Source organism: Acinetobacter sp. 809848 (assembly GCF_000581275.1).
Lineage (GTDB): Bacteria > Pseudomonadota > Gammaproteobacteria > Pseudomonadales > Moraxellaceae > Acinetobacter > Acinetobacter pittii.
In genome coordinates, this window is the sequence record NZ_JEXG01000026.1 from 31,422 (window position 1) to 56,318 (window position 24,897).

At 41.3% G+C, this 24,897-nt stretch carries 15 protein-coding genes, 1 tRNA gene and 2 rRNA genes; 7 read left to right on the forward strand and 11 right to left on the reverse strand.

The genetic code is table 11. From position 1 onward, the window contains the following. Positions 1-62: 62 nt before the first annotated feature. Both J536_RS17790 and J536_RS17795 read right to left on the reverse strand, forming a co-directional pair. Entirely contained in the window at positions 63-3,188 is a 3,126-nt protein-coding gene (locus tag J536_RS17790) for an efflux RND transporter permease subunit (protein WP_005078784.1), read from the reverse strand. Next, positions 3,185-4,291 (reverse strand): efflux RND transporter periplasmic adaptor subunit, encoded by a 1,107-nt coding sequence (locus J536_RS17795; RefSeq protein ID WP_005804324.1) that lies wholly within the window; start codon positions 4,289-4,291, stop codon positions 3,185-3,187. Before J536_RS17795 ends, J536_RS17790 begins: the two co-directional genes overlap by 4 nt. 148 nt (positions 4,292-4,439) lie before the next feature. Between J536_RS17795 and J536_RS17800 the strand changes: the two genes are divergently transcribed. The 4 genes from J536_RS17800 to J536_RS17815 all read left to right on the forward strand — a co-directional run bounded on the left by J536_RS17800 (position 4,440) and on the right by J536_RS17815 (position 10,482). Beyond that, a complete protein-coding gene (locus J536_RS17800; RefSeq protein ID WP_002119184.1) occupies positions 4,440-5,063 on the forward strand; it encodes a TetR/AcrR family transcriptional regulator in 624 nt (207 codons plus the stop codon). 170 nt (positions 5,064-5,233) lie between these two features. Beyond that, entirely contained in the window at positions 5,234-7,918 is a 2,685-nt protein-coding gene (gene ppc / locus J536_RS17805; RefSeq protein ID WP_032057160.1) for a phosphoenolpyruvate carboxylase, read from the forward strand. Positions 7,919-8,215: 297 nt separating this feature from the next. Then, entirely contained in the window at positions 8,216-9,511 is a 1,296-nt protein-coding gene (locus J536_RS17810; RefSeq protein ID WP_032012852.1) for a solute carrier family 23 protein, read from the forward strand. Positions 9,512-9,591: 80 nt separating this feature from the next. Then, the gene (locus J536_RS17815) at positions 9,592-10,482 is read left to right on the forward strand and encodes a LysR family transcriptional regulator (RefSeq protein ID WP_016802698.1); all 891 of its coding nucleotides are present in this window, start codon (positions 9,592-9,594) and stop codon (positions 10,480-10,482) included. Positions 10,483-10,490: 8 nt separating this feature from the next. On the opposite strand, the gene J536_RS17820 is transcribed toward J536_RS17815, so the two are convergent. The 3 genes from J536_RS17820 to ilvD form a co-directional block, all read right to left on the reverse strand. Next, the gene (locus J536_RS17820; RefSeq protein WP_005804320.1) at positions 10,491-11,222 is read right to left on the reverse strand and encodes a sulfite exporter TauE/SafE family protein; all 732 of its coding nucleotides are present in this window, start codon (positions 11,220-11,222) and stop codon (positions 10,491-10,493) included. 77 nt (positions 11,223-11,299) lie between these two features. Then, a complete protein-coding gene (locus tag J536_RS17825) occupies positions 11,300-12,589 on the reverse strand; it encodes a hypothetical protein (RefSeq protein ID WP_032012854.1) in 1,290 nt (429 codons plus the stop codon). Positions 12,590-12,902: 313 nt separating this feature from the next. After that, positions 12,903-14,732 carry a dihydroxy-acid dehydratase gene (ilvD, locus tag J536_RS17830; RefSeq protein WP_005804318.1) on the reverse strand — a complete coding sequence of 610 codons (1,830 nt, stop codon included), beginning with the start codon at positions 14,730-14,732 and terminating at the stop codon, positions 12,903-12,905. 347 nt (positions 14,733-15,079) lie between these two features. Here ilvD and fmt point away from each other — a divergent pair, with 347 nt between their 5' ends. Both fmt and rsmB read left to right on the forward strand, forming a co-directional pair. Continuing rightward, positions 15,080-16,042: a methionyl-tRNA formyltransferase gene (gene fmt / locus J536_RS17835; protein WP_032012855.1), complete on the forward strand. Its 963-nt coding sequence runs from the start codon at positions 15,080-15,082 to the stop codon at positions 16,040-16,042. Beyond that, on the forward strand, positions 16,039-17,343 hold the full coding sequence (rsmB, locus tag J536_RS17840) for a 16S rRNA (cytosine(967)-C(5))-methyltransferase RsmB (protein WP_032012856.1): 1,305 nt from the start codon (positions 16,039-16,041) through the stop codon (positions 17,341-17,343). Before fmt ends, rsmB begins: the two co-directional genes overlap by 4 nt. A 39-nt stretch (positions 17,344-17,382) precedes the next feature. Here the strand turns inward: rsmB and J536_RS17845 are convergent, their stop codons facing one another. Together J536_RS17845 and J536_RS17850 are read right to left on the reverse strand one after the other, a co-directional pair. Then, entirely contained in the window at positions 17,383-17,526 is a 144-nt protein-coding gene (locus J536_RS17845) for a methionine/alanine import family NSS transporter small subunit (protein ID WP_002119126.1), read from the reverse strand. A gap of 12 nt (positions 17,527-17,538) precedes the next feature. Further along, positions 17,539-19,017: a sodium-dependent transporter gene (locus J536_RS17850; RefSeq protein ID WP_002119149.1), complete on the reverse strand. Its 1,479-nt coding sequence runs from the start codon at positions 19,015-19,017 to the stop codon at positions 17,539-17,541. 637 nt (positions 19,018-19,654) lie between these two features. Between J536_RS17850 and J536_RS17855 the strand changes: the two genes are divergently transcribed. Beyond that, positions 19,655-20,359 (forward strand): TIGR04219 family outer membrane beta-barrel protein, encoded by a 705-nt coding sequence (locus J536_RS17855; protein ID WP_080776796.1) that lies wholly within the window; start codon positions 19,655-19,657, stop codon positions 20,357-20,359. Positions 20,360-20,407: 48 nt separating this feature from the next. On the opposite strand, the gene J536_RS17860 is transcribed toward J536_RS17855, so the two are convergent. The 4 genes from J536_RS17860 to J536_RS17875 all read right to left on the reverse strand — a co-directional run bounded on the left by J536_RS17860 (position 20,408) and on the right by J536_RS17875 (position 24,790). After that, positions 20,408-21,004, reverse strand: a complete 597-nt coding sequence (locus J536_RS17860) for a glutathione S-transferase family protein (protein WP_032012858.1) — start codon at positions 21,002-21,004, stop codon at positions 20,408-20,410. Positions 21,005-21,162: 158 nt separating this feature from the next. Next, positions 21,163-21,277, reverse strand: a 5S ribosomal RNA gene (gene rrf / locus J536_RS17865). 186 nt (positions 21,278-21,463) lie between these two features. After that, positions 21,464-24,354 (reverse strand): 23S ribosomal RNA (locus J536_RS17870). 360 nt (positions 24,355-24,714) lie between these two features. After that, positions 24,715-24,790 (reverse strand) — tRNA-Ala (locus tag J536_RS17875). Positions 24,791-24,897 lie beyond the last annotated feature (107 nt).

A 24,897-nucleotide genomic window follows, 5' to 3' on the forward strand; every position in this document is an offset into this window, starting at 1 on the left:
AGGTGCTACTATATTGGAGTTTTCAATATTTCGCACCTTTATTCACAAAAAATTTATGTATTTTATGCGGTTTTTTTCACCTTAAACCACGCTGCGTAGAGTGCAGGTAGGAAAAATAATGTCAGTAAGGTGGCAACAATCAATCCGCCCATGATCGCAACTGCCATCGGACCAAAGAAAATACTTCGCGAAAGTGGAATCATGGCCAGAACAGCGGCTAAAGCAGTCAAAATAATTGGACGGAATCGACGCACTGTCGCTTCAATAATTGCTTCCCAAGTTGGATGTCCCGCTTGTCGGTCCTGCTCAATTTGATCAATCAAAATAAGCGAGTTACGCATGATCATGCCAGAGAGCGCAATTGTGCCTAACATGGCCACAAAGCCAAATGGTTTGTTAAATAACAGTAAGAATAAAACAACACCAATTAAACCCAGTGGAGCTGTTAACAACACGATGGTCGAGCGAGACAAGCTTTTGAGCTGAATCATCAGTAATGTCATGACCACTGCCAAGAAGAGTGGCATACCCGCATTCACAGAATCTTGCCCACGTGCAGACTCTTCTACGGTTCCACCCACTTCAATGAGATAGCCACTTGGCAATTCAGCACGTAACTTATCCATTGATTCAGCTAACTCACCCACAACAGTAGCAGGCTGCAAATTGGTACGAATATCTGCACGAACAGTAATCGTCGGTAAGCGGTTACGATGCCAGATCAAACCATCTTCAAACTTATACTCAATCTTCGCAATTTGAGCTAAAGGTACAGTAGTTCCATTGTTCGTTGGCACAGCTAAGCTTGCCAGTGAAGCCACTTCAACGCGCTCTGCTTGGTCCCCGCGTAAGCGAATTTCAATGAGTTCACGTTTTTCACGATATTGCTCAATCGCACTACCAGTAATTGATGCATTAATGAAATTCGCTAAATCCAGACTAGAGACACCCATTTGTCGAGCACGGTCTTGATCAATTTGAATGGAAATGATCTTACTTGGCTCGCCCCAATCTAAATGCACATTGGTGGTATTCGGGTTTTCACTCATTACTTTAGCGACTTGCTGTGCTTCTTTACGTACCAGATTTAAATCTTCACCTGACACACGATATTGCAATGGATAACCCACAGGTGGGCCATTTTCGAGTAATGACACACGAGTACGGACTTGTGGGAGTAACTGCTTAATTTGTGTTTCTAACGAACGACGAATGTCATCACGATCATCAAGTGATGATGCGAGTACAACAAACTGAGCAAAGCTGGCTTGTGGTAATTGTTGGTCTAAAGGTAAATAAAAACGTGGTGAACCTGTACCCACATAGGCCACATAGTTATCAATACCTTTTTGTTTCGACAAGAATTTTTCAACCTTTTTCACAGCTTGTTCTGTTGCTGTTAAAGAGGCGCCTTCTTCAAGCTTTAAATCGACTAAAATCTCGGCACGGTTTGAAGGCGGGAAAAACTGCTGAGGTACCATCTTAAACATCAGCACAGAGAGTACAAAAATCCCCACTGTCGTTGCAATCACGGTTTTACGATAGGTCACACAAAACTCGACCATCTTTCTAAAACGTAAATAGAAACTAGATTGATAAGGATCGTAATGATGGTCCTGTGAAATTGCCACAGTTTGCGGTTGCGGTTTTTTCGTTAATCTTGCCCACAAACGGACATACCAAGGGGCCTGATGTCCTAACTTGGTAAAATCTGGTAATAGCTTTTCACCTAAATAAGGTACGAATAAAACTGCCGCGATCCAAGACACCAATAAAGCAATGGTCACGACCTGAAAAATAGAGCGTGTGTATTCGCCTGTACTAGACTGAGCCGTAGCAATCGGTAAAAAACCTGCCGCGGTAATCAATGTTCCCGTGAGCATCGGAAATGCGGTAGTTTTCCACGCAAATCCGGCGGCTTTAATTCGGCTATAGCCCTGCTCCATCTTAATGGCCATCATCTCGACGGCGATAATGGCGTCATCGACTAACAGACCTAACGCCAAGATCAAAGCACCAAGTGAAATCTTATGCAGTCCGACATCGAATAAACTCATACCGGCAAAGGTCATTGCTAAAACTAATGGAATAGAAAAAGCGACCACCAATCCCGTACGGAAGCCTAAAGAGAAAAAACTCACTAACAAGACAATAATGACTGCTTCAGCGAGTACCTTCACAAACTCATGAATACTGCGTTGTACTGCTACAGGTTGGTCAGAAACTTTTTGCAATTTCATGCCGAGTGGCAAGGTCTTTTGCAGTTGGGCAAATTCTGTTTCTAGATTTTTACCAAGGGCAATAATGTCACCGCCTTTACGCATCGAAACGGCAATGCCAATACCATTTTCACCCATGAAACGCATACGTGGTTGAGCAGGCTGACTAAAACCACGATAAACATCAGCAACGTCACCAAGCTGGATGGTTTTATCACCGACCAATAAAGGTGTTTTTTTAATTTCATCAATGTTTTGTAGATGACCACTTACTCTAATTTGAATACGGTCTGTACCCGTTTCAAAAAAGCCAGCACTTGCCATACTATTTTGCTTTTGTAAGGCTTCTTGAATCGCTGTAACTGGAATTCCGAGCTGCACCGCTTTAGTGTTAGAAATCTCAACCCATATTTTTTGGTCTTGTAGACCAATCAATTCGACCTTACTGACATCCTTGACTCGTTGAAGCTGTAATTGCAAACGATCTGCATATTCTTTCAAAAGTGCATAGTCAAAGTCTTTGCCTGTCAGTACATAAATATTACCGAAAGTGTCCCCAAATTCATCGTTAAAAAATGGGCCTTGTACACCGTTTGGCAGTTCATGGCGAATATCATTCACCTTCTTACGGACGTTATACCACACGTCAGGAATCTGTGCCGATGTCAGCGAGTCCTTGGCAACAAACGTAACCATCGACTCACCTGGGCGGGAGTAAGCCATAATCTTGTCATATTGACCTGTGGTCATCAGTTCCTTTTCGATACGGTCAGTCACCAGCGTTGAAACTTCTTTCGCTGTTGCTCCCGGCCAATAGGTTTGTACGACCATGACTTTAAAAGTAAATGGTGGGTCTTCACTTTGTGAGAGTTTTGAATAAGAGATCGCGCCGATAATGCCGAGTAACAGCATAAAATAAAGGACGATACCTTTATTATTTAATGCCCATTCCGAGAGATTGAATTTCATGGTTGGGTTGCTCCCTGAATTTTCACCGCACGGTTTTCACGGTCAATCGGGTGAATCTTCTGCTTATCGCGTAGCAAATGCACACCACCAATCACCACCCAATCATTTGGTGTTAAACCAGATAGCACGGGTACACTGTCTCTGCCATATGCACCAACAGTTACAGGTACTTTGCGTAAAGTTTGATTCGCATTAACAACCCAGACATAAGGCTGATTATCTGTTGCTGAAACACTCGAAAGTGGCACACTCATCACGTTGGTTTGAGTTGAGGTAAAAAATACGCGTGCACTTTGTCCAAGTTGGATAACAGACTGCCCTTCTTTGAGTGCAACTTTCACTGTAAAGGTACGAGACTGATCCGCTGCCGGAGAAACTTCACGTACATATCCGGCAAACCTTTCATTCGGTTTAGACCACAAGGTGATCCAAGCGCCTTGACCAACTTTAATCTCGGTAACTGCTTGTTCAGGAACACCAATAACAACTTCACGCTCTCCATCAATTGCAAGTTGATAAGCAGCTTGTCCTGCTGCAACCACTTGTCCAATTTCTATATTTCGCGCAGTAATCACCCCGTTTTTGTTAGAAACGAGTTGGTTATAACCTGTCTGGTTAGCAGAAACCTCATAGTTAGAACGAGCTTGTTGTAGTGCTGCCTGTGCCGCGTCATATTGATTTTTTACCGTATCGAATTGCGAACGGCTCACTGCATTAATAGGGAGTAATTGTTGAAAACGTTTAAGTTCATCTGCTGCTGTTTTTGCTGAAGCCTGTGCATTATCCAGTTGGGCTTTAGCAGCATTTAATTGTAACTGAGCATCTGCCACATCGAGTTTTGCTAATACTTGTCCAACTTTAACTCGGTCGCCTACATCCACATAGCGCGCCGTAACTTGTCCACCAACCCGAAATGCCAAAGCCGTTTGTTGTCTAGCCTGCACATCCCCTGCATAGCTTTTTTGTTCATTGAGTGTGGTTAATGGCTGCGCCACCATCACATAGGGTATTTCTTCTGTTTTGGGTGCTTCTTTACTGCATCCCATTAATGTGACCGTACAAACAATCACCATACTCATGATGAGAGGTTTTAACAGATTCATATCTTATCGCTCTTATTCAAACTGATTTTTTAAGGCACAATATGCTTGCATCATAATTTGTTTGTTTTTTAATTAATATACCTACGAGTACATTAATTAAAAAAAACTTATAAATATTTATTTTTCTAAACTTTTATTAGAGGGTTTTGTGCAAACAGTTAATCAAAGTGGTCGCCCCAAAGATCTGGAAAAGCGTGCTCGTATCCTACAAGCCGCGAAAGCTATTTTTTTAAAATCCGGTTATCACGGTACTAGCATGAACCAGATTGCACAGGAAGCAGGCGTTACTAAACTCACGGTTTATAACCACTTTCAAGATAAAGTGAACCTGTTTATCTGTGCGATTACGGAAACTTGTGAAGAGACACTGTGCACTAAACAATTTGACTTAGATACATCGGCAGACTTCTATCAAACACTCTTTATTGTATGTTCACGTGCCTTACAAATTATTTATTCACCTGAAGCATTAAAGCTTGATCATGTATTGTTGGAGCTTGCAGCCGAACAGAACCCACTCGCCCTACAGTTTTTTGAAGCTTCACATACACGAATGGAGAATCAATTAGCTGAGTTTTTTCAAAAAGCGGCTCAATTAGGTTTCATTCAAGCCGATGATCCGATCTATCAAACAGAACTACTTTTGACCTTATTGCTTGGTGTACGCCATCACAAGGTTTTACTGGGCATCACTGCTGCCCCAAATGCACAGGAGCTAGAGCAAATTATTCGTGACGCAATTAATTTATTCTTGCTCAAATACCGGAATTAAACCAAAGTCCGATTGTCAAAAGTTGCGCTGAGTGCATGCCAGCTTTTAAGACACTATAAGCGAATTAAATGTTATTTTTTAAGCAAAAATTCACATTTTCTTACGCTCAAAGCTTGGAATGTTTGTTAATCGCGCTATATTCGATAAGAATAAGAACAGGAGAAAATAGCATGGTTCAGCAAATCGATGCGCCACTGCGTGAGGATGTCCGCTTACTTGGTAATTTATTAGGTGAAACCCTAAAACAACATGCAGGACAAGAACTGTTTAATCAGATCGAGCAAATCCGTGCTCTTGCCAAAGGTGCACGTGATGGTCAAGCTGAAGCCGAAAAGCAACTAGAACAATTATTTTTAGAACTGCCCGATGAAGAGTTACTTCCTCTCACCCGCGCTTTTTCTCATTTCCTCAATTTTGCCAATATTGCCGAGCAATATCATGTGGTCCGTAGCCGCAGACAGGCAGAGTTCGATTCGGATGCAAACTCTCCGAATCCGCTGGTTCACTTATTTCAAAAATTTAAAGATAAAAGTATTTCAACAGAAAAACTATTCCAGCAAATTTGCGATCTTAAAATTGAGTTAGTACTTACGGCGCACCCCACTGAAGTGAGTCGTCGTACCCTGATTCAGAAATATGATGATATTAACGCATGTCTCTCGCAGCTTGATCAGCAAAAACTTACCCCACGCGAACGCCAAAATGCACTTGCGAATTTAAAGCAACAAATTAGTTCGGCTTGGCAAACAGATGAAATCAGACAGCATCGCCCAACTCCAGTCGATGAAGCAAAATGGGGATTTGCCACAATTGAGCAAACACTTTGGAATGCTGTACCTAAATTCATTCGCGAGTTAAATGAATTAGTTCAAGAAAACTGCCAACTCAATTTACCACTTAATATTGCACCAGTACGTTTCGCATCTTGGATGGGCGGAGACCGTGATGGCAACCCAAATGTTACCCATCAAATTACCCAAGAAGTGCTGTGGTTATCACGCTGGCAAGCTGCCGATCTCTATTTAAGAGATATCGAAAACTTACGTTGGGAACTTTCAATCCAGACGTGTTCTGAAGAAATGATTCAAGCAATTGGTAGCCAACATGCAGAACCTTATCGTGAATATTTACGTGCTACACGAGAGCGTTTAAAAGCAACTCGCCACTGGTTAGCTCAGCGTTTACAAGGCTTAGAAGCTGATGACAGCAATGTCATTAAAAGTAAAGATGAGCTTTTACAACCATTATTGCTGTGCTATCGCTCTTTAATCGACAGTAACCTACCTGAAATTGCGAATGGTCAACTGCTCGACTTTATCTACCGTGTGAACTGTTTTGGTATTGAATTACTTAAACTCGACATTCGCCAAGAATCAGGCCGTCATCGCCAAGCGATTTCAGCCATTACCGAATATTTAGGTTTAGGTAATTTTGAATCGTGGACTGAACAAGCGCGCCAAAATTTCCTCATTCAAGAATTACAAAGTAAACGCCCGCTTTTACCGAAATATATTAATGAGCCTGAAGGGAGTTTGATTGGTCATCCAGATGTTCAAGAAGTATTTGCAACCATGCGTACTTTGGCAGACCAACCACCTGAGTCTTTAGGAGCATATATTATTTCGATGGCTGAATATCCAAGTGATGTTTTAGCTGTGTTGTTATTGCAAAAAGAAGCAGGTATTCAGCATCCTTTACGTGTAGTTCCTCTATTTGAGACTTTAAAAGACTTAGATGGCGCTGCAACTACCATGAATACGCTGTTCAATATGCATTGGTATAAACAGCACATTCAGGGTAAACACGAAGTCATGATCGGCTACTCCGACTCTGCAAAAGATGCCGGTTTCATGTCTGCCAACTGGGCGCAATATCGTGCTCAAGAAGAGCTGACTGCAATTGCTCAAACACACGGCGTACAGTTGACACTATTCCATGGTCGCGGCGGATCAATTAGCCGTGGTGGCGCACCAACCCAACAAGCTCTATTCTCACAGCCGCCGGGTTCGATCTCTGGTGCAATTCGTGTCACAGAACAAGGTGAAATGATCCGTTTCAAATTCGGTTTAGAAGGTATTGCCATGCAAAACCTTGAAATCTATACCGCAGCAACACTTGAAGCGACCTTATTACCACCACCAGAGCCTAAGGCTGAGTGGCGTGAACTCATGAATCGCATGACTGATCATTCTGTTAAGGTCTATCGCCAGACAGTTCGTGAAAACCCACATTTTGTCAAGTATTTACGGACCGTTACGCCTGAACTCGAATTACAGATGTTGCCTTTAGGCTCGCGTCCTGCAAAACGAAAAGTAAGTGGCGGCATCGAGTCTTTACGTGCGATTCCATGGGTATTTGCTTGGACACAAATCCGTTTGATGTTGCCTGCATGGCTAGGTACAGGTGCTGCCATTAATGAAGTGATTGCAGATCAGCAAAAAGCAACACTTGATGAAATGCTCCAGCAATGGCCTTATTTCCAGACACTCATTGATATGCTGGAAATGGTATTGTCTAAATCCGATGCCAACATTGCACTCTATTACGAGTCTCATCTGACTGAAGATGAAGATTTGAAAGTTCTTGGTAACCAATTACGCCAACGACTAAAAGATGCTGTGCAAACTTTATTAACCTTAAAAGATGAATCAAAGCTTCTGAGTAATAATGATGTTCTTGATCAATCCATGCAGGTTCGTAAACCATACTTACTTCCTTTGCATCTTTTACAGGCTGAACTCATGAAGCGCCGTCGTGATTATCTTGCTGAGCGTCAGGCAGAGCACACTCCTGTTGACCATGCACTTATGGTGAGTATTGCGGGTATCGCTGCTGGCTTACGTAATACAGGCTAAGCTAATTTTACCAATTGTTTTATAAAGCAGTGCATCTCGATGTGCTGCTTTTTACTTGCAAAGTTCTTTATTTTTCTTAAATTTTCTCCGATTTTCTATTTTTTTGAATATTTTTTAAAAATCATAAAATTAATCTTTATAAGAAAAAAATAACTAAATACGCACATTTAGTTTTTTTAAAATTATACCAATCGTTAAAAAATAATTACTTTTCACTCATATACTTCTCTCTAGAGATTAAATGCACTCTCAAGAAAGAGTATCATGGCAGCAATTAAAGAATAATGAGCTTATTTTATGTCCAATTGGTTTCCAAAATGGCAGCCTTACCAAGGTGATATTGACCATCGGCCAGTCTCTACCAATGAATATCTCCCACCCGTTCAAAGTGCTGTTTTGGGTATTCAACATGCATTTGCTATGTTTGGAGCGACTGTTTTAGCACCCTTACTCATGGGTTTTAATCCTAACCTTGCTATTTTAATGTCTGGAATCTGTACCATTCTGTTTTTCTTAATTACAGGTGGTCGTGTTCCAAGTTACTTAGGATCAAGTTTTGCCTTTATTGGGGTGGTTGCAGCTGCAACTGGGCATATTACAGGTTCAGGTGCCAATCCAAATCTATCTATGGCTTTAGGTGGAATCGTAGCATGTGGTGTTTTTTATGCCATCATCGGTTTTATCGTGATGCTTACTGGTACACGCTGGATTGAAAAACTCATGCCGCCTGTGGTGACTGGTGCCATTGTGATGATTATTGGTCTGAACCTTGCACCTGTTACGATTAAAGGTGTTGCAGGCCAACCATTTGAAATGTGGATGGCCTTAATTACTGTACTTTGTATGGGCAGTATTGCAGTCTTTACTCGTGGCCTATTGCAACGCTTGCTTCTGTTGATTGGTTTGATCTTGGCATATGCAATTTATGCCATCACCACCAATGGGCTAGGTTTAGGTAAACCAATCGATTTTAGCCAGATCTCACAAGCCGCATGGTTTGGGATTCCAAGCTTTTCGCATCCTACTTTTGACACGAATGCTATGCTAATTATTGCGCCAGTTGCGCTTATCTTAGTAGCAGAAAATCTAGGACATATTAAAGCTGTTGGCGCGATGACTGGTGAAAACCTGACTCCACAATTAGGTAAAGCATTTGTTGCAGATGGTTTGGCAACAACATTATCTGGTAGTGTCGGCGCTCCAGGGATGACTACTTACGGTGAAAACATTGGTGTGATGGCAGTCACTCGTGTGTACTCAACTATTGTTTTCGTCATCGCAGGTGTCTTTGCAATTTTCTTAGGTCTATCTCCAAAATTTGGCGCGGTTATTAGTACTATTCCAAGTGCTGTTTTAACAGGCGCGTCTATTGTTGTGTTTGGTTTAATTACCATTGCTGGGGCCAAAATCTGGATCGAAAACAAAGTTGATTTTTCTAACAATAAAAATCTAATTGTTGCTTCGGTCACGATTATTTTAGGTGCTGGTAACTTTGAATTATTGTTTGGTAATTTCAATTTAGGTGGTATTGGTACCGCAACTTTTGCAGCCATTATTTTAAATTGGCTGTTTAGTTTAAAAGATAAAACCTAAATTCAAAAAGGCAGCGCAAGCTGCCTTTTTTTATTACGATTTAGTATGATGACTTTTTAGCCTTCAATACGTTCCTTGTCATGCGTTTTGATTTTTTTGATTTACAGCTGGTTCTTCATATTGTCTCTACAGGTAGTCTAACCAAAGGTGCAGACCGCTCTGCAATTTCACTTCAAGCCGCCAGTGAACGTATAAAAAAACTCGAACAATATTTTGAAACGCCCTTATTTATTCGCCAGACGACGGGAGTGGAGCTCACCACAGCGGGACACGCGTTTGTAGAGCATGCCCGTCAACTGATGACACAAAAAGAGCAGCTCGAACAAGAAATGCAGAGGTTTAGGCCGCCTACAACAGAGTCATTAACGCTTTGGTGTAACTCTTCTGCTCAAAGCGAATATTTGCCTCCGTTATTACCACAATATTTGGTGCTTCATCCCGAAATGAGTATTGATTTACATGAGGCAGAAAGTTCAGAAATTGTAGAGGTATTAACGCAAGGAGTTGCAAATCTTGGGCTAGTCTCAAGTTTTTTTGATACCAGACATTTGCAAACTAAGGAATTTGCTAGCGATCCATTAGTTCTGATTTGTCCTCCTACTCACAATTTAGCTCAACACCAAGAGCTGAATTTGGTAGAGGCTTTAAATTATGGTTTTATTGGCCTTAAACCCCACCATTCGTTGCAACAGTCCATCGAAACTCAAGCTAAGCTATTGGGCTTTAACATACAGTACCGTTTGCGCTTACCTAATTTTGGGGCGATTGCTGAGGTAGTCGCCAAAGGCGTTGGAATTGCGATTATGCCGGCTCGTGCTGCCCAGCGTTTGCAATCGGACTATGACTTTCATTCCATTCAACTGCTAGGCGCGTGGGCAAATCGTAAACTGCTTTTGGCCACACAAAATTTCAATCAACTGCCTAACAGTTATAAACAATTTTCAGATTTTTTATTGCAACATCGCCCTTAAAAATTAGCTTAATGCAAAATCATATAAAGACCTAATGACACCAAACCTATAAAAAAGATACGGCGAAATAACTGCTCATTTAACCGATAACGGATTTTTTTACCTAACCACATTCCAACGAGAGCCGCCAATAATGCAGCAAAAGATAAACGATAATCCAATGTCATTCCCGACATCGGGTTGTGGTGTAAAAAGACTGCAAGACAAATGGTAGAGACAGTAAACGTTAGTCCTAAAGCCTGAACCAACTCATCACGCTTTAAATGTAAAGACTGCAAATAAGGAACGATTGGAATAATAATGACACCAGTTGCTACAGTCACTGCCCCGCCGATATATCCAATAATCGGTGATAGCCAACGTTCATACTTTCCTAAGTGTGGAAGTTTCTTCACGCACAAACCGTAGAGTCCATATAAGGCCAACATACAGCCTAATAAAATTTCACTACTATGCCCATGACTTTGACTTAAAGTAGGTAAAAAGCTCCATATAGAACCTACTATAATGCCGACAAGCAACGTCCAGAAACGGCGAATAAACGCCCAGACATGTCCTTCAGCAAAAAGCTGCCAGACGTTGGTGACCATTGAAGGGACAATGAGCAGAGATGCTGCCTGAAAAGGGCTCATTGCGATGGTGAGTAAGCCCATCGATACCGCGGGCAATCCTAAACCGATCATGCCTTTAATCATGCCAGCGAAGGCAAAGACCACTATAATAATTGCTAAAAAAGTCACTGTTTATCTCCGATTCCTTAAAGAATATGCTACGGAAAAAACAGGTACTGCCCTATTCTTGTTTTTAGGAGTAGGCCTCAATTAAAAGTTGAGGCTGTTTTATATTTTTCTTCTAATACATTGCTAAAAATACTTTCGATCATCCACACACGATACAAGCTATTAAATACGTAGGTCTGACCATCAATACGCAGCTCTAAAACCGGTAAATCAGGCTGATGCTTGTCTTTGCAAAGTGCATCATTCTGCGCCAAAACAGATTGCACATCTTGGACGGTTAGCTGCTCAATCCCAAGTTGCTGCTGTAACTGTTGAAAATGTTTTAAGAAAGATAAATCTTTTCCTTTCGTCCAAACTGCCTGCAATATTGTAAAAATTGTATCGATTTGCTGATTCTCTTGCACACTATAGAAAAGCTTTGCCATCTCTAATGTGCTTTCCTCAGTAGGACGACAAAATGGTGTAAAGGCCACACCTGTTCGTTTAGAAACACGTGTCGCCAAACTCCAGTCAAACCAGTCTCGACCTTGATAACTTAAAGGGTAAACTTTTAGTTGAATATCATAATAATCAGCCAGCTCTTCTTTAATGTAGGTAAGTAACAACCAGCTCATTGGGTCTTCTAAAGCAATATAAATATCAAGCTCAGGATGAAGGGTCTGAATCTCGGTAAGTGCCTCAGCATCATTAATCAAATGTTCACGCCATTCGATATGATTAATTAAAAAAATTGGATTACCCGTCAGTAATTTTTGCTGCTTCAGACGACGAGTTAAACGTAATAAATCATCTACTGCGTGATATTTACGTCCACCAAATTCAAAGTATGCCGCAGGTACAGGCTCATCCGTAAAAATGCGTTCTGAAAAATGTTGAGGAAGCTGATGTTTAACTGCCATGGCATGTAAAGTTCGTAACTTTCCATATTGTTGTTGCCAAAGCATGTGAAAAATATCTTCTAATAGATGGAAGAAGTTCTGACCTTGTAATGGGGTTCTTTTTAATATGACTGCCGCTTGTTTTAAAGATTCTGGGCTTGGGATTTCTGGAAATTCATCAAAACCGAAACGATGTTGTTTGGCTAATATCTTGGCATCATTCAGACAATAATTCTGCCACTCTTCATGCGACATGCTGTTTGGAGGTTCAGAAGCCGTATGCGAAATAATAATTTTTAAAGGCTTAAGTTCATCACTTAAAATTTCATCTAGCTGAGACAATTGCTGAACAGCCAAATAGCTATACACATCATCAAGTCGTAAATAAATACTTAAACCATTTTCCGTGGGTAACACCGCTTGACGAGAAGGCTTTTGGTAAAACCAGCTCGATCGAATAGGGTCAAACCAACGGCGTAGCAGTGACATGAGTTGTGCCTCTAAAAAATAAATCCTAAGCGAGATCAAAGATTGTTTTGATCATAGTGCAAGGTAAAACAGTAGTCGAGATTGAAATATAACTACCTTAGTTTACGCAGAAAATAAGTCATGTTTTTAGCAAGTTTCTACGTAGGTGAAGATTTTATCACCATTTTATGGCAAACCCATAGAATGATCTAAAAACACCTTTTTCTACAAGCTGATTTTATTTACCAGACATGAAAAATGCACCCTTAACATGATAGCAATTCATCTTGTCAAAGGGTGCATGATTCATAATCAATTATTAAAATTGAATATTTTATAGAACGCGTACAGCTCCTTTCGCTGCACTTGTTGTATGCATTGCATAAACTTTTAACGCTTTTGATACCTTACGTTTACGTTCTTCTTTCGGATGCCAGCCTTTCGCTTCTTGCACTGTACGACGATGTGCCATAGTCGCATCATCAACGTTTAAGTGAATCGTACGGTTTGGAATATCGATTTCAATAGTATCGCCATCTTCAACCAAACCAATTGCACCACCTTCAGCCGCTTCTGGTGAAACGTGACCAATCGAAAGACCTGATGAACCACCAGAGAAACGGCCATCTGTTACCAATGCACAGTCTTTTCCTAAACCTTTCGATTTAAGATAGCTAGTTGGGTAAAGCATTTCTTGCATACCCGGACCACCACGTGGACCTTCGTAACGAATCACAACCACATCGCCAGCTTTAATATCATGACCCAAAATTGCGTCTACAGCCGCATCTTGGCTCTCAAATACACGCGCTGTACCAGTAAATTTCAAGATTGATTCATCAACACCTGCAGTTTTCACGATACAACCATCAAGCGCGATGTTGCCGTATAGAACCGCTAAACCACCATCTTTAGAGAATGCATTTTCTGCATTACGGATAACGCCTTTTTCACGGTCGCCATCTAATGTTGAATAATAGCGATTTTGCGAGAATGCAACTTGAGTTGGAACACCACCTGGTGATGAACGATAGAATTCATAAACGTCTGCATCTTCAGTACGAATAATGTCCCACTTATCTAATGCATCTTTTAAAGTTTTCTCGTGTACAGTCGGTACAGATACATCAAGCAAATTCGCGCGATCAAGTTCACCTAAGATCGCCATGATACCGCCAGCACGATGAACATCTTCCATATGAACGTCTTGTTTTGCAGGCGCTACTTTCGACAATACAGGAACTCGACGTGATAATTCGTCAATATCATCCATTGTAAAATCAACTTCTGCTTCACTTGCCGCAGCCAATAAATGCAGAACGGTATTGGTTGAACCACCCATTGCAATATCAAGGGTCATCGCATTTTTAAATGCAGCCTTGGTTGCAATCGAACGAGGTAAAATGCTTGCATCTTCTTGTTCGTAATAGCGCTTAGCCAATTCAACAATAAGTTGGCCTGCTTTTAAGAATAGTTTTTTACGGTTTGCATGCGTCGCAACAATCGAACCATTACCCGGTAAAGATAAACCTAAAGCTTCTGTTAAACAGTTCATTGAGTTTGCAGTGAACATCCCTGAACATGAACCACAGGTTGGACATGCCGAACGTTCAAATTCCTCAACTTCTTCGTCTGTATAACTTTCATCAGCCGCAACAACCATTGCATCAACAAGGTCAATCGCTTTTTCATTACCGCGGAACTTAACCTTACCAGCTTCCATTGGTCCGCCAGACACGAAAACAACAGGAATATTCAGACGCATCGCAGCCATGAGCATTCCCGGAGTAATCTTGTCACAGTTTGAAATACACACCATGGCATCTGCACAGTGTGCATTCACCATATATTCAACTGAGTCAGCAATCAAATCACGTGATGGTAGTGAATAAAGCATGCCATCATGCCCCATTGCGATCCCGTCATCTACTGCGATCGTATTAAACTCTTTAGCAACACCACCTGCTGCCTGAATTTCTGCTGCGACAAGCTGCCCTAGATCTTTAAGATGTACATGGCCCGGCACAAATTGAGTAAATGAGTTGACCACCGCAATAATCGGTTTGCCGAAATCCTCATCTTTCATTCCTGTTGCACGCCATAAGCCACGTGCGCCAGCCATATTTCTTCCGTGTGTCGATGTTTTTGAACGATAGTCAGGCATTAGTGTTTCCAACAAGTTGTGCTTGAGCGGAATTTTTCCCGCTCTGGCGAATGATACTGATATAGCGTTAGATCAGTCGGAATATTGACTCATCATCATAATTTGATCATTCTCCATTCTATAGAAGCAAATAATATTCGGAAAGCCAAGAACAGTAATAGACAGTCAATATTTAGCAAAACTTACATGAATAATTTTTTATTTTTTCATAACCTTTTTTTATCAATAAAAGTTTTTCAATAATTTTTTGTTCACTATTTAAAAACTAAAATGCTCAATCGCCATGCTTTTAGGGCTTCAATCATTTTTCACGTATACTACGCCTAAACTCTTTTTGGATTGCATTTGTGAAAATTATTTTTGCTGGCACCCCCGAATTTGCTGCAACAGCATTGGCGGCTTTATTAAAAACTTCCCATGAAATTATCGCGGTTTATACTCAGCCAGATCGTAAATCGGGTCGTGGACAAAAACTAACGCCATCTCCTGTAAAACAACTTGCTCTTGAGCATAATATCCCTGTTTATCAACCCCTTCACTTCAAAGCTTCAACCGAAGAAGGTTTAGCAGCTCAACAAGAACTGGCAGCTTTAGGTGCTGATGTGATGGTGGTTGCAGCCTATGGTTTGATCCTTCCACAAGCTGTGCTCGATACACCTAAATATGGCTGTTTAAATATTCACGGCTCACTATTACCTCGTTGGCGTGGTGCAGCACCAATTCAGCGTGCGATTGCAACAGGTGACGACGAAACTGGTATCACTATCATGCAAATGGCTGCTGGTTTAGATACAGGCGATATGATGTATAAAACATACTGTCCAATTACTGCCGAAGATACCTCAGCAACTTTGCATGACAAACTCGCAGCTCAAGGTGCAACAGCAATTTGTGCGGTACTTGAGTCAGAAGAAACACTACAAAAATATTTGGCAGAACGCGAAGTTCAAGACGAAAGCTTAACGGTCTATGCTCATAAGCTCGTAAAATCAGAAGCTCGTATTGATTGGGCAATTGATGCTATTCAAGTTGACCGAAATATACGTGCATTCAACCCTTGGCCAGTCGCTTTTGTTCAGCTTGATGAAAATAATGCTCTACGTGTCTGGAACTCTTTAGTATCTAGCCAAAGCAAAGCGAATGCTCAAGCTGGTGAAATTATTGCAATCGATAAACAAGGTGTGCACGTTGCTTGCGGTGAAAATACATTTATTTGTCTGACTAGCGTGCAGTGGCCGGGTGGCAAAGCATTAAACGCTCAACAAATTGCACAAACTCAAAAACTTCATGTAGGACAAATTTTGCCATGAGTCAGGTTACCTCAAATTCCTCACGTTTTAACCTGCGTGCTCAAGTCGTCCAGACGTTACTAAAAGTTCAGCAAGGCCAATCACTCGCTAGTATTTTAAATACACAGCTGAATCAGGTCGCAGAGCGTGATCGTGCTTTGTTTCATGAGCTTGTATTAGGTACATTGCGTCAATGGTTTGCACTTAAATCAATTAGCCTACCGCTACTCAGCAAGCCTTTAAATAATGAGGCAGTAGAAACCTGTCTTTATGTTGGTCTTTATCAAGTTTTATGCACGCGTATTGCAGCGCATGCCGCTATTTCAGAAACAGTAGATGCAACCAAACAACTTGGTTTCCCTGCACTCAGCGGTATTATTAATGCAATTTTACGCCGAGCTACTCGTGAAACTGATGACTTTCAGCAAGGCTTACAGCAGGCGCATGGCTTACCAAGCTGGCTTTTCAAACGGTTAAAAAAGGATTGGGGTGAACAAACTGAATCTCTCTGCCAATCTTTGAAGCAAGTCGCGCCTTTAACCTTAAGGGTGAACCAGCGTCATATTGGCCGCGATGCTTATTTAGCAAAACTACAAAGTTTAGAAATTCAGGCACGTGCATGTACTTTGTCTGAAGCAGGTATTGTTCTTGAACAATCTGTACAAATCACTCAGTTACATGGTTTTGAACAGGGCTGGTTTTCTGTACAAGATGAACACGCTCAGCTTTGCGCAACATTATTGCCAGATTTGAACGATAAAATAGTAGTTGATGCGTGTGCTGCCCCAGGTGGTAAAACTGCTCATTTACTTGAAAAGTTTAAACCAGCTCAGCTCATTGCGATTGATCAGGACCCAAGCCGTTTAGTGCGTGTAACTGAGAACTTAAATCGCTTAGCACTTGATCAAAGTCATACAGAGATTTTGGCAGCCGATGCAACTCAATGGACTCCTGCACAGCCAGTAGATTGTATCGTGCTCGATGCACCTTGCTCTGCTACAGGAGTTATTCGTCGTCATCCTGACATACGCCTATTGCGCCAATCTACCGATATAGCTCAAACCATTGAACTACAAAAGCAGATCTTGGACCACATGTGGCAACAGCTCAAAGTTGGCGGCACATTGCTTTACATCACCTGTTCAATTTTAAAAGCTGAAAATGAACAGCAAATGATGACTTTTTTTGCTGAAAATCCAAATGCAAAAGAGATCAAGATTGATGCTGACTGGGGAATCGAGCAAACCTATGGTCGCCAATTACTGCCACAAGCGCAGTCTGGTGATGGATTTTATTATTGTAAAATCCAAAAAATTGTATAAAAAAGCAGGCTTAAAGCCTGCTTTTTTACTTGATCAGCATTAAAGTGTGTGCTGATCTTTTACTTCTTCTAAAACATCATCTAACTCTTCAGGATGTTTCGATAAATGGATAATGGACAAAGCCAAGCCACCCCATAAAAACACCATCGAAATTACCATCATTACGATTGCTGAAGTATTCATTATTCTGTCCCCCTAGCGATCTTTCATTTTGCTTAAAACAATTGCAACGACTGCACAGAAAATCACACTGCCCCAGCCGAATACACCTTGTAAGCTCATACTATAAGTATCATAGCCATTTTTGATCAAATTAAATACAGTCATACTGAGAGTAGTTAACAAGATTAATGATGTAATGACTGTTAAAGTGAAATCCCACCCCTTACCTAATTGAATAGTTGAGATGCGATTTACGTGATCACGAAGTTCTTTCAGTGCAGAACGTTTAAACCAAGTCACGGCAATAATAGAAAGTAAAGCACCGCCAATGATACCGATGTTATTGATAAAGTGGTCAACAATATCAACCAGCTTAATTGCGTTTACACTTGAGAATAAAATAATTGATACAAGCGCACTACCACCACCGATAATGGTTACAGCTTTTTTACGGCCCCATTTCAATTTATCTTGCATTGCTGCAATAGGTACTTCCAAAATACTCACCATCGAAGAAATACCTGCGACAAAAAGTGAAGAGAAGAATAAGAAACCAAATAAATCGGCACCAGTACCTAAACTTGAGATAATTTTAGGGAATGCAATAAATGCTAACCCAATCCCACCACTCACCACATCTTTAACTTCAGTACCTGCCGCATGAGCCATAAAACCAAGCGCTGCGAAGATACCAATACCAGCCAAAATCTCTGTTGATGCATTAGCAAAACCAACGATTAAACCAGAACCTGTTAAATTCGTTTTTGGTTTCAAATAAGATGCATAAGTCACCATGATCCCGAAACCGACAGAGAGGGAGAAGAAAGTATGGCCATAAGCAGCTAACCAAACTTTATAATCCATCATTGCTGACCAGTTCGGCGTAAAGAAAGCATTTAAGCCTTGAACCGCGCCTGGTAAACGTAATGATTGAATCACTAAAATAGTGAAGAGAATGAATAATAAAGGCATGAAAATCTTATTCGATAATTCCACACCTTTTTTCACACCACCATAAAGAATGATTAGAGTAAGTGCCCAAATCCCAACAATTGGCCAGAATAAATGACCTACAAATTGTAAATCAAAACCGGTTGCTTTTGTGGTCTGCAAATAGGTATTAAAGAAGAAACCTTCTGGATCACTTCCCCACATTTGGCCAATAGAGAAGTAAACATAACTACCAGCCCAAGTGAGCACACTTGCATAGTACAAACCAATGATGATACAGACACAAACCTGCCACCAACCTAATGTTTCCCCGCCTTTAAATAGGGCACGGTAAGCTTTAGGAGGTGAACCAGTACTACGATGTCCTACCGCATAATCTAAAAATAGTAACGGTAAACCAGCAGTAATGAGTGCCAATAGATAGGGAATAAGAAACGCACCACCACCATTTTCATAAGCAACGTATGGAAAGCGCCAGATATTACCTAAGCCTACAGCCGAACCAACGGCTGCAATAATAAAACCAGATCGTGACGTCCAGTTTTCACGAGAATCTGTCATAGAACACCTAATGTTAAAAGATTACTTATTTTTACTGCTATTGTTGATTGTTATTCCGCATGCAAAAAAAGAACCAAAAAATACTTTTGTGTTTGTAGAAAATAAAAAGCACCTTTTGAGTATTTTTATTCCCTTAACAAACAAGCAAAAATAGAAAATTCTTCCTTAAAGATTTTTGTCCATTTTTTGCCCCTATATAGCTGAACAATACCTGTTTTTATTTCTTTTTACTGTAATTTCCGTCAGAAATTTTACGAATTTTCTGAGTTTTTTTCACAATTGGTTATTTTTCAGCTAATATTTACGTTCTACTACTTGTAGCTCAACATTATTGTTCAATGACATTTTCTGCCAACTCTTAAAAAAGCTCCTTTAATTACTCAACTTATCCACTAATTTATTTTTAACTCTCCAGTTATCAATTAAAATTTAATAAGTCAGTACGATTGACAAAATTTATACTAAATTTTCTACAAGATTAAATTCATTTAAATTAAATAGAAAATATTAACTCCTTGAAATAAATAAACTTTTTAAGGATTAAAAATTTATTCATATCACACATCTCAGATCCTTATTTTTTATCAATGCATCTGTAGCAAGATGTCTATATCATGCGCTCAAAGATTTCTTTTATGTGGATGTAAAAATGAAAATATTAAAAATATCTTTATTAACGCTCGGGATGGGCTTAAGTGGCTTTGCTCAAGCAGACTTGGTAGGAGTAAAAGGAGACGTCAGTTACTGGTTTTATGACGGTAAAGCTAATATGTCTTCTCAATCACCTGAAGATCAAGATTTAGATCAAAAAGGTAGTGCTCAAATCTCATTAGCAGTAGAACACCCAATCCCATTTATTCCAAATGCAAAAATTCGTTATGTAAATTTAGATACCGAAACTAAATCAGAAACTTTAGGTCAAGCCAACTATAAAGTTGATCTAGATCATAGCGATTTTATCCTCTACTACGAATTACTAGATAATATCGTAAGTGTAGATGCTGGTCTTGGTGCAACTGTATTAAATGGTGATATTACTGCGTATACAGGTAATCGCGTGGATATTGATAAAACATATCCTATTGCTTATTTGTCAGGTGAAGTAAAACTTCCGTTTACAGGCTTAAGTGCTAAAGGTGAAGCAACTTATACAAACTTTGACGATGCACGAATTACAGATGCACTGGCAGAAGTAAAATATAAATTTGCAGATAACTTACTCATTGATCTGGGTCTAACAGCAGGCTATCGCGTACTTAATATTGACTTAGATGACTACGATAACAATGACCTTAAATTTGAGTTTAAAGGCCCATATGTAGGTCTAGAAGCACATTTCTAAATCAGAATTTCAGAAATAAAAAAGAACTCGATATGAGTTCTTTTTTATTTAAATCATATCTACATAACCTAAATATTCTCGAATTCTTTGACACCACGCTTGAATATTTGGATATAGCTCCAAATCAAAACCACCTTCCTCCGCGACATGCGTGTATGCATACAAGGCAATGTCAGCAATAGTTAATTGATCTCCAACAAGATAGTCGTGATCTACTAAAGCTTTATCCATAATAGATAGTGCTTTATGGCCTTTTGGCTGTAAATTATGGTATTCCTCTATTCTTTCTGGTGGTAACCCTAAATATTTATTAATAAAACGTGCAACTGCAATAAATGGTTCATGACTATACTGCTCAAAGAACATCCATTGGTACATTTTTGCTTTAATAAAAGGATCTGTAGGAATAAATTTTGTTCCTTCAGCCAAGTAACCTAAGATAGCATTCGACTCACTCAAAACACGACCATCTTCTAGGACTAATACAGGTATTTTTCCATTAGGATTTAAGGACAAAAAATCAGCTGATTGAGTTTCTTTGTTTAAAATATCAACGTGGATCCATCTATGATTAATATTTAATAAGGAAAGTAATAGTTTTATCTTATAGCAGTTACCCGAACCGACATCACCATAAATTATCATAGATGCTCTTCCCTTATTATGCATACTTAAAAGATTAATTTTCTTATTATTTATAGCACAACTCTTCCTTAGTATTTTTATATTTATTCTCCGCACAAATTTTTTATCGCAATAAAGAAACACCCCCATTCATTAGAACGGGGGTGTTTAGAATAATGAGCTGGCGATGACTTACTCTCACATGGGTAACCCCACACTACCATCAGCGCTAAGAGGTTTCACTTCTGAGTTCGGGAAGGGATCAGGTGGTTCACTCTTGCTATGGTCGCCAGCACAACTGGTATGGATACTTGCTTCGTTTTATTCACTGTGTGATACGTTGCGTTTTCCAAATCTTTACAGATGGGCTGATTGAATCTTACTTTATTTGTTCATTTTAGCTAGTAGTATAACTAAATCAAGTTGCTTTGCATGTTTATAAATCGATTGATGCTTCATATACAACTGCTTGGGTGTTGTATAGTCAAGCCTCACGAGCAATTAGTATTGGTCAGCTTCACATATCACTATGCTTCCACATCCAACCTATCAACGTCCTAGTCTCGAACGGCTCTTTAGAGGAATAAATTCCTAGGGAAATCTTATCTTGAGGTAGGCTTCCCGCTTAGATGCTTTCAGCGGTTATCCCTTCCGAACATAGCTACCCGGCGATGCGACTGGCGTCACAACCGGTACACCAGAGGTTCGTCCACTCTGGTCCTCTCGTACTAGGAGCAGATCCTCTCAAATTTCCAGCGCCCACGGTAGATAGGGACCGAACTGTCTCACGACGTTCTAAACCCAGCTCGCGTACCTCTTTAAATGGCGAACAGCCATACCCTTGGGACCTGCTTCAGCCCCAGGATGAGATGAGCCGACATCGAGGTGCCAAACACCGCCGTCGATATGAACTCTTGGGCGGTATCAGCCTGTTATCCCCAGAGTACCTTTTATCCGTTGAGCGATGGCCCTTCCATACAGAACCACCGGATCACTAAGACCTACTTTCGTACCTGCTCGACTTGTGGGTCTCGCAGTTAAGCGCGCTTTTGCCTTTATACTCTACGCGTGATTTCCGACCACGCTGAGCGCACCTTCGTACTCCTCCGTTACTCTTTAGGAGGAGACCGCCCCAGTCAAACTACCCACCAGACACGGTCCTCGTCCCGGATAACGGGACAGAGTTAGAACCTCAACATTACCAGGGTGGTATTTCAAGGACGGCTCCATTGGAACTAGCGTTCCAACTTCAAAGCCTCCCACCTATCCTACACAAGTAAGGTCAAAGTTCAGTGTCAAGCTGCAGTAAAGGTTCACGGGGTCTTTCCGTCTAGCCGCGGGTACACTGCATCTTCACAGCGATTTCGATTTCACTGAGCCTCTGCTGGAGACAGCGCCGCCATCATTATGCCATTCGTGCAGGTCGGAACTTACCCGACAAGGAATTTCGCTACCTTAGGACCGTTATAGTTACGGCCGCCGTTTACTGGGGCTTCGATCAAGAGCTTCGCTTACGCTAACCCCATCAATTAACCTTCCAGCACCGGGCAGGCATCACACCCTATACGTCCACTTTCGTGTTTGCAGAGTGCTATGTTTTTAATAAACAGTTGCAGCGGCCTGGTTTCTGCGGCTGTCGTCAGCTCAGGAAGCAAGTTCCATCACCAACAACAGCGTACCTTCTCCCGAAGTTACGGTACCATTTTGCCTAGTTCCTTCAGCAGAGTTCTCTCAAGCGCCTTGGTCTACTCGACCTGACCACCTGTGTCGGTTTCGGGTACGATTCCTGTGTAACTGAAGCTTAGAGACTTTTCCTGGAAGCATGGTATCAGCCACTTCACTGTACAAGTACAGCTTGCTATCGGATCTCAGTATAGAGTACCCCGGATTTGCCTAAGATACATACCTACATCCTTCCACCTGGACAACCAACGCCAGGCTGACTTAACCTTCTCCGTCCTCTCATCGCATTACACAGAAGTATTGGAATATTAACCAATTTCCCATCGACTACGCCTTTCGGCCTCGCCTTAGGGGTCGACTCACCCAGCCCCGATTAACGTTGGACTGGAACCCTTGGTCTTTCGGCGAACGGGTTTTTCACCCGTTTTGTCGTTACTCACGTCAGCATTCGCACTTCTGATACCTCCAGCATACTTCTCAATACACCTTCATCGGCTTACAGAACGCTCCCCTACCACTTGACTAATGTCAAATCCGCAGCTTCGGCACATAGTTTTAGCCCCGTTACATCTTCCGCGCAGGCCGACTCGACTAGTGAGCTATTACGCTTTCTTTAAAGGGTGGCTGCTTCTAAGCCAACCTCCTAGCTGTCTATGCCTTCCCACATCGTTTCCCACTTAACTATGATTTTGGGGCCTTAGCTGGCGGTCTGGATTGTTTTCCTCTTGACTACGGACGTTAGCACCCGCAGTCTGTCTCCCGGATAGTACTCATAGGTATTCGGAGTTTGCATCGGTTTGGTAAGTCGGGATGACCCCCTAGCCGAAACAGTGCTCTACCCCCTATGGTATTCGTCCGAGGCGCTACCTAAATAGCTTTCGGGGAGAACCAGCTATCACCAGGCTTGATTAGCCTTTCACCCCTATCCACAAGTCATCCCCTGGCTTTTCAACGACAGTGGGTTCGGTCCTCCAGTTAGTGTTACCCAACCTTCAACCTGCTCATGGATAGATCGCCTGGTTTCGGGTCTATACCCAGCAACTAAACGCCCTATTAAGACTCGGTTTCCCTACGGCTCCCCTATACGGTTAACCTTGCTACTGAATATAAGTCGCTGACCCATTATACAAAAGGTACGCAGTCACACCACGAAGGTGCTCCCACTGCTTGTATGCATGCGGTTTCAGGATCTATTTCACTCCCCTCACAGGGGTTCTTTTCGCCTTTCCCTCACGGTACTGGTTCACTATCGGTCAGTCAGGAGTATTTAGCCTTGGAGGATGGTCCCCCCATATTCAGACAAGGTTTCACGTGCCTCGCCCTACTCGTCATCATTATGTGTGCCCTTTCGTGTACGGGAATATCACCCTCTACGTTCGCACTTCCCAGAGCGTTCCACTAAAACACACATAACTTAATGGGCTGATCCCCGTTCGCTCGCCGCTACTGAGGGAATCTCAATTGATTTCTTTTCCTAAGGGTACTGAGATGTTTCACTTCCCCTCGTTCGCCTTGCAACACTATGTATTCATGTTGCAATACCTACCTTAAAGTAGGTGGGTTTCCCCATTCAGAAATCTCCGGATCAAAGGATATTTGCCGCCTCCCCGGAGCTTTTCGCAGGCTATCACGTCTTTCATCGCCTCTGACTGCCAAGGCATCCACCACATGCACTTAATTACTTGACTATACAACCCCAAACAGTCGTCAACACCTACAAGTGAGTGTTGTCCGTGCGATTCTTCATCACTACTATCTGTTGCCTGTGTACTTAAACACTGTACAGCTTCAATCTAAATTCATATACCAAAACGCTTGATTCAGTTAATTTGCTAGTTCTCAATTAACTCTAAGATCAGAATTACTTCTTCTCTCTTTGTTATTGAGTGAACAATTTATTTCAGACTCAATTTTGCCAATCTGTTAATGAATAAACACGCCTTCGTCAGGTCATGCTTAATACCGTGATACTTAAATCACAGAAGTTAATAAACCAAGACCGAAATCTCTATTTACTAATTTCTGTAATCCGAACTTCTCTTAAGTTCTGGTGGAGACTAGGAGAGTCGAACTCCTGACCTCCTGCGTGCAAAGCAGGCGCTCTACCAACTAAGCTAAGTCCCCAGCTTACATCATCAGTCATGTATCTTTTATCTATAACTTCAACCAGTCAAAGTCATGGTGGGTCTGACAAGACTTGAACTTGTGACCCCACGCTTATCAAGCGTGTG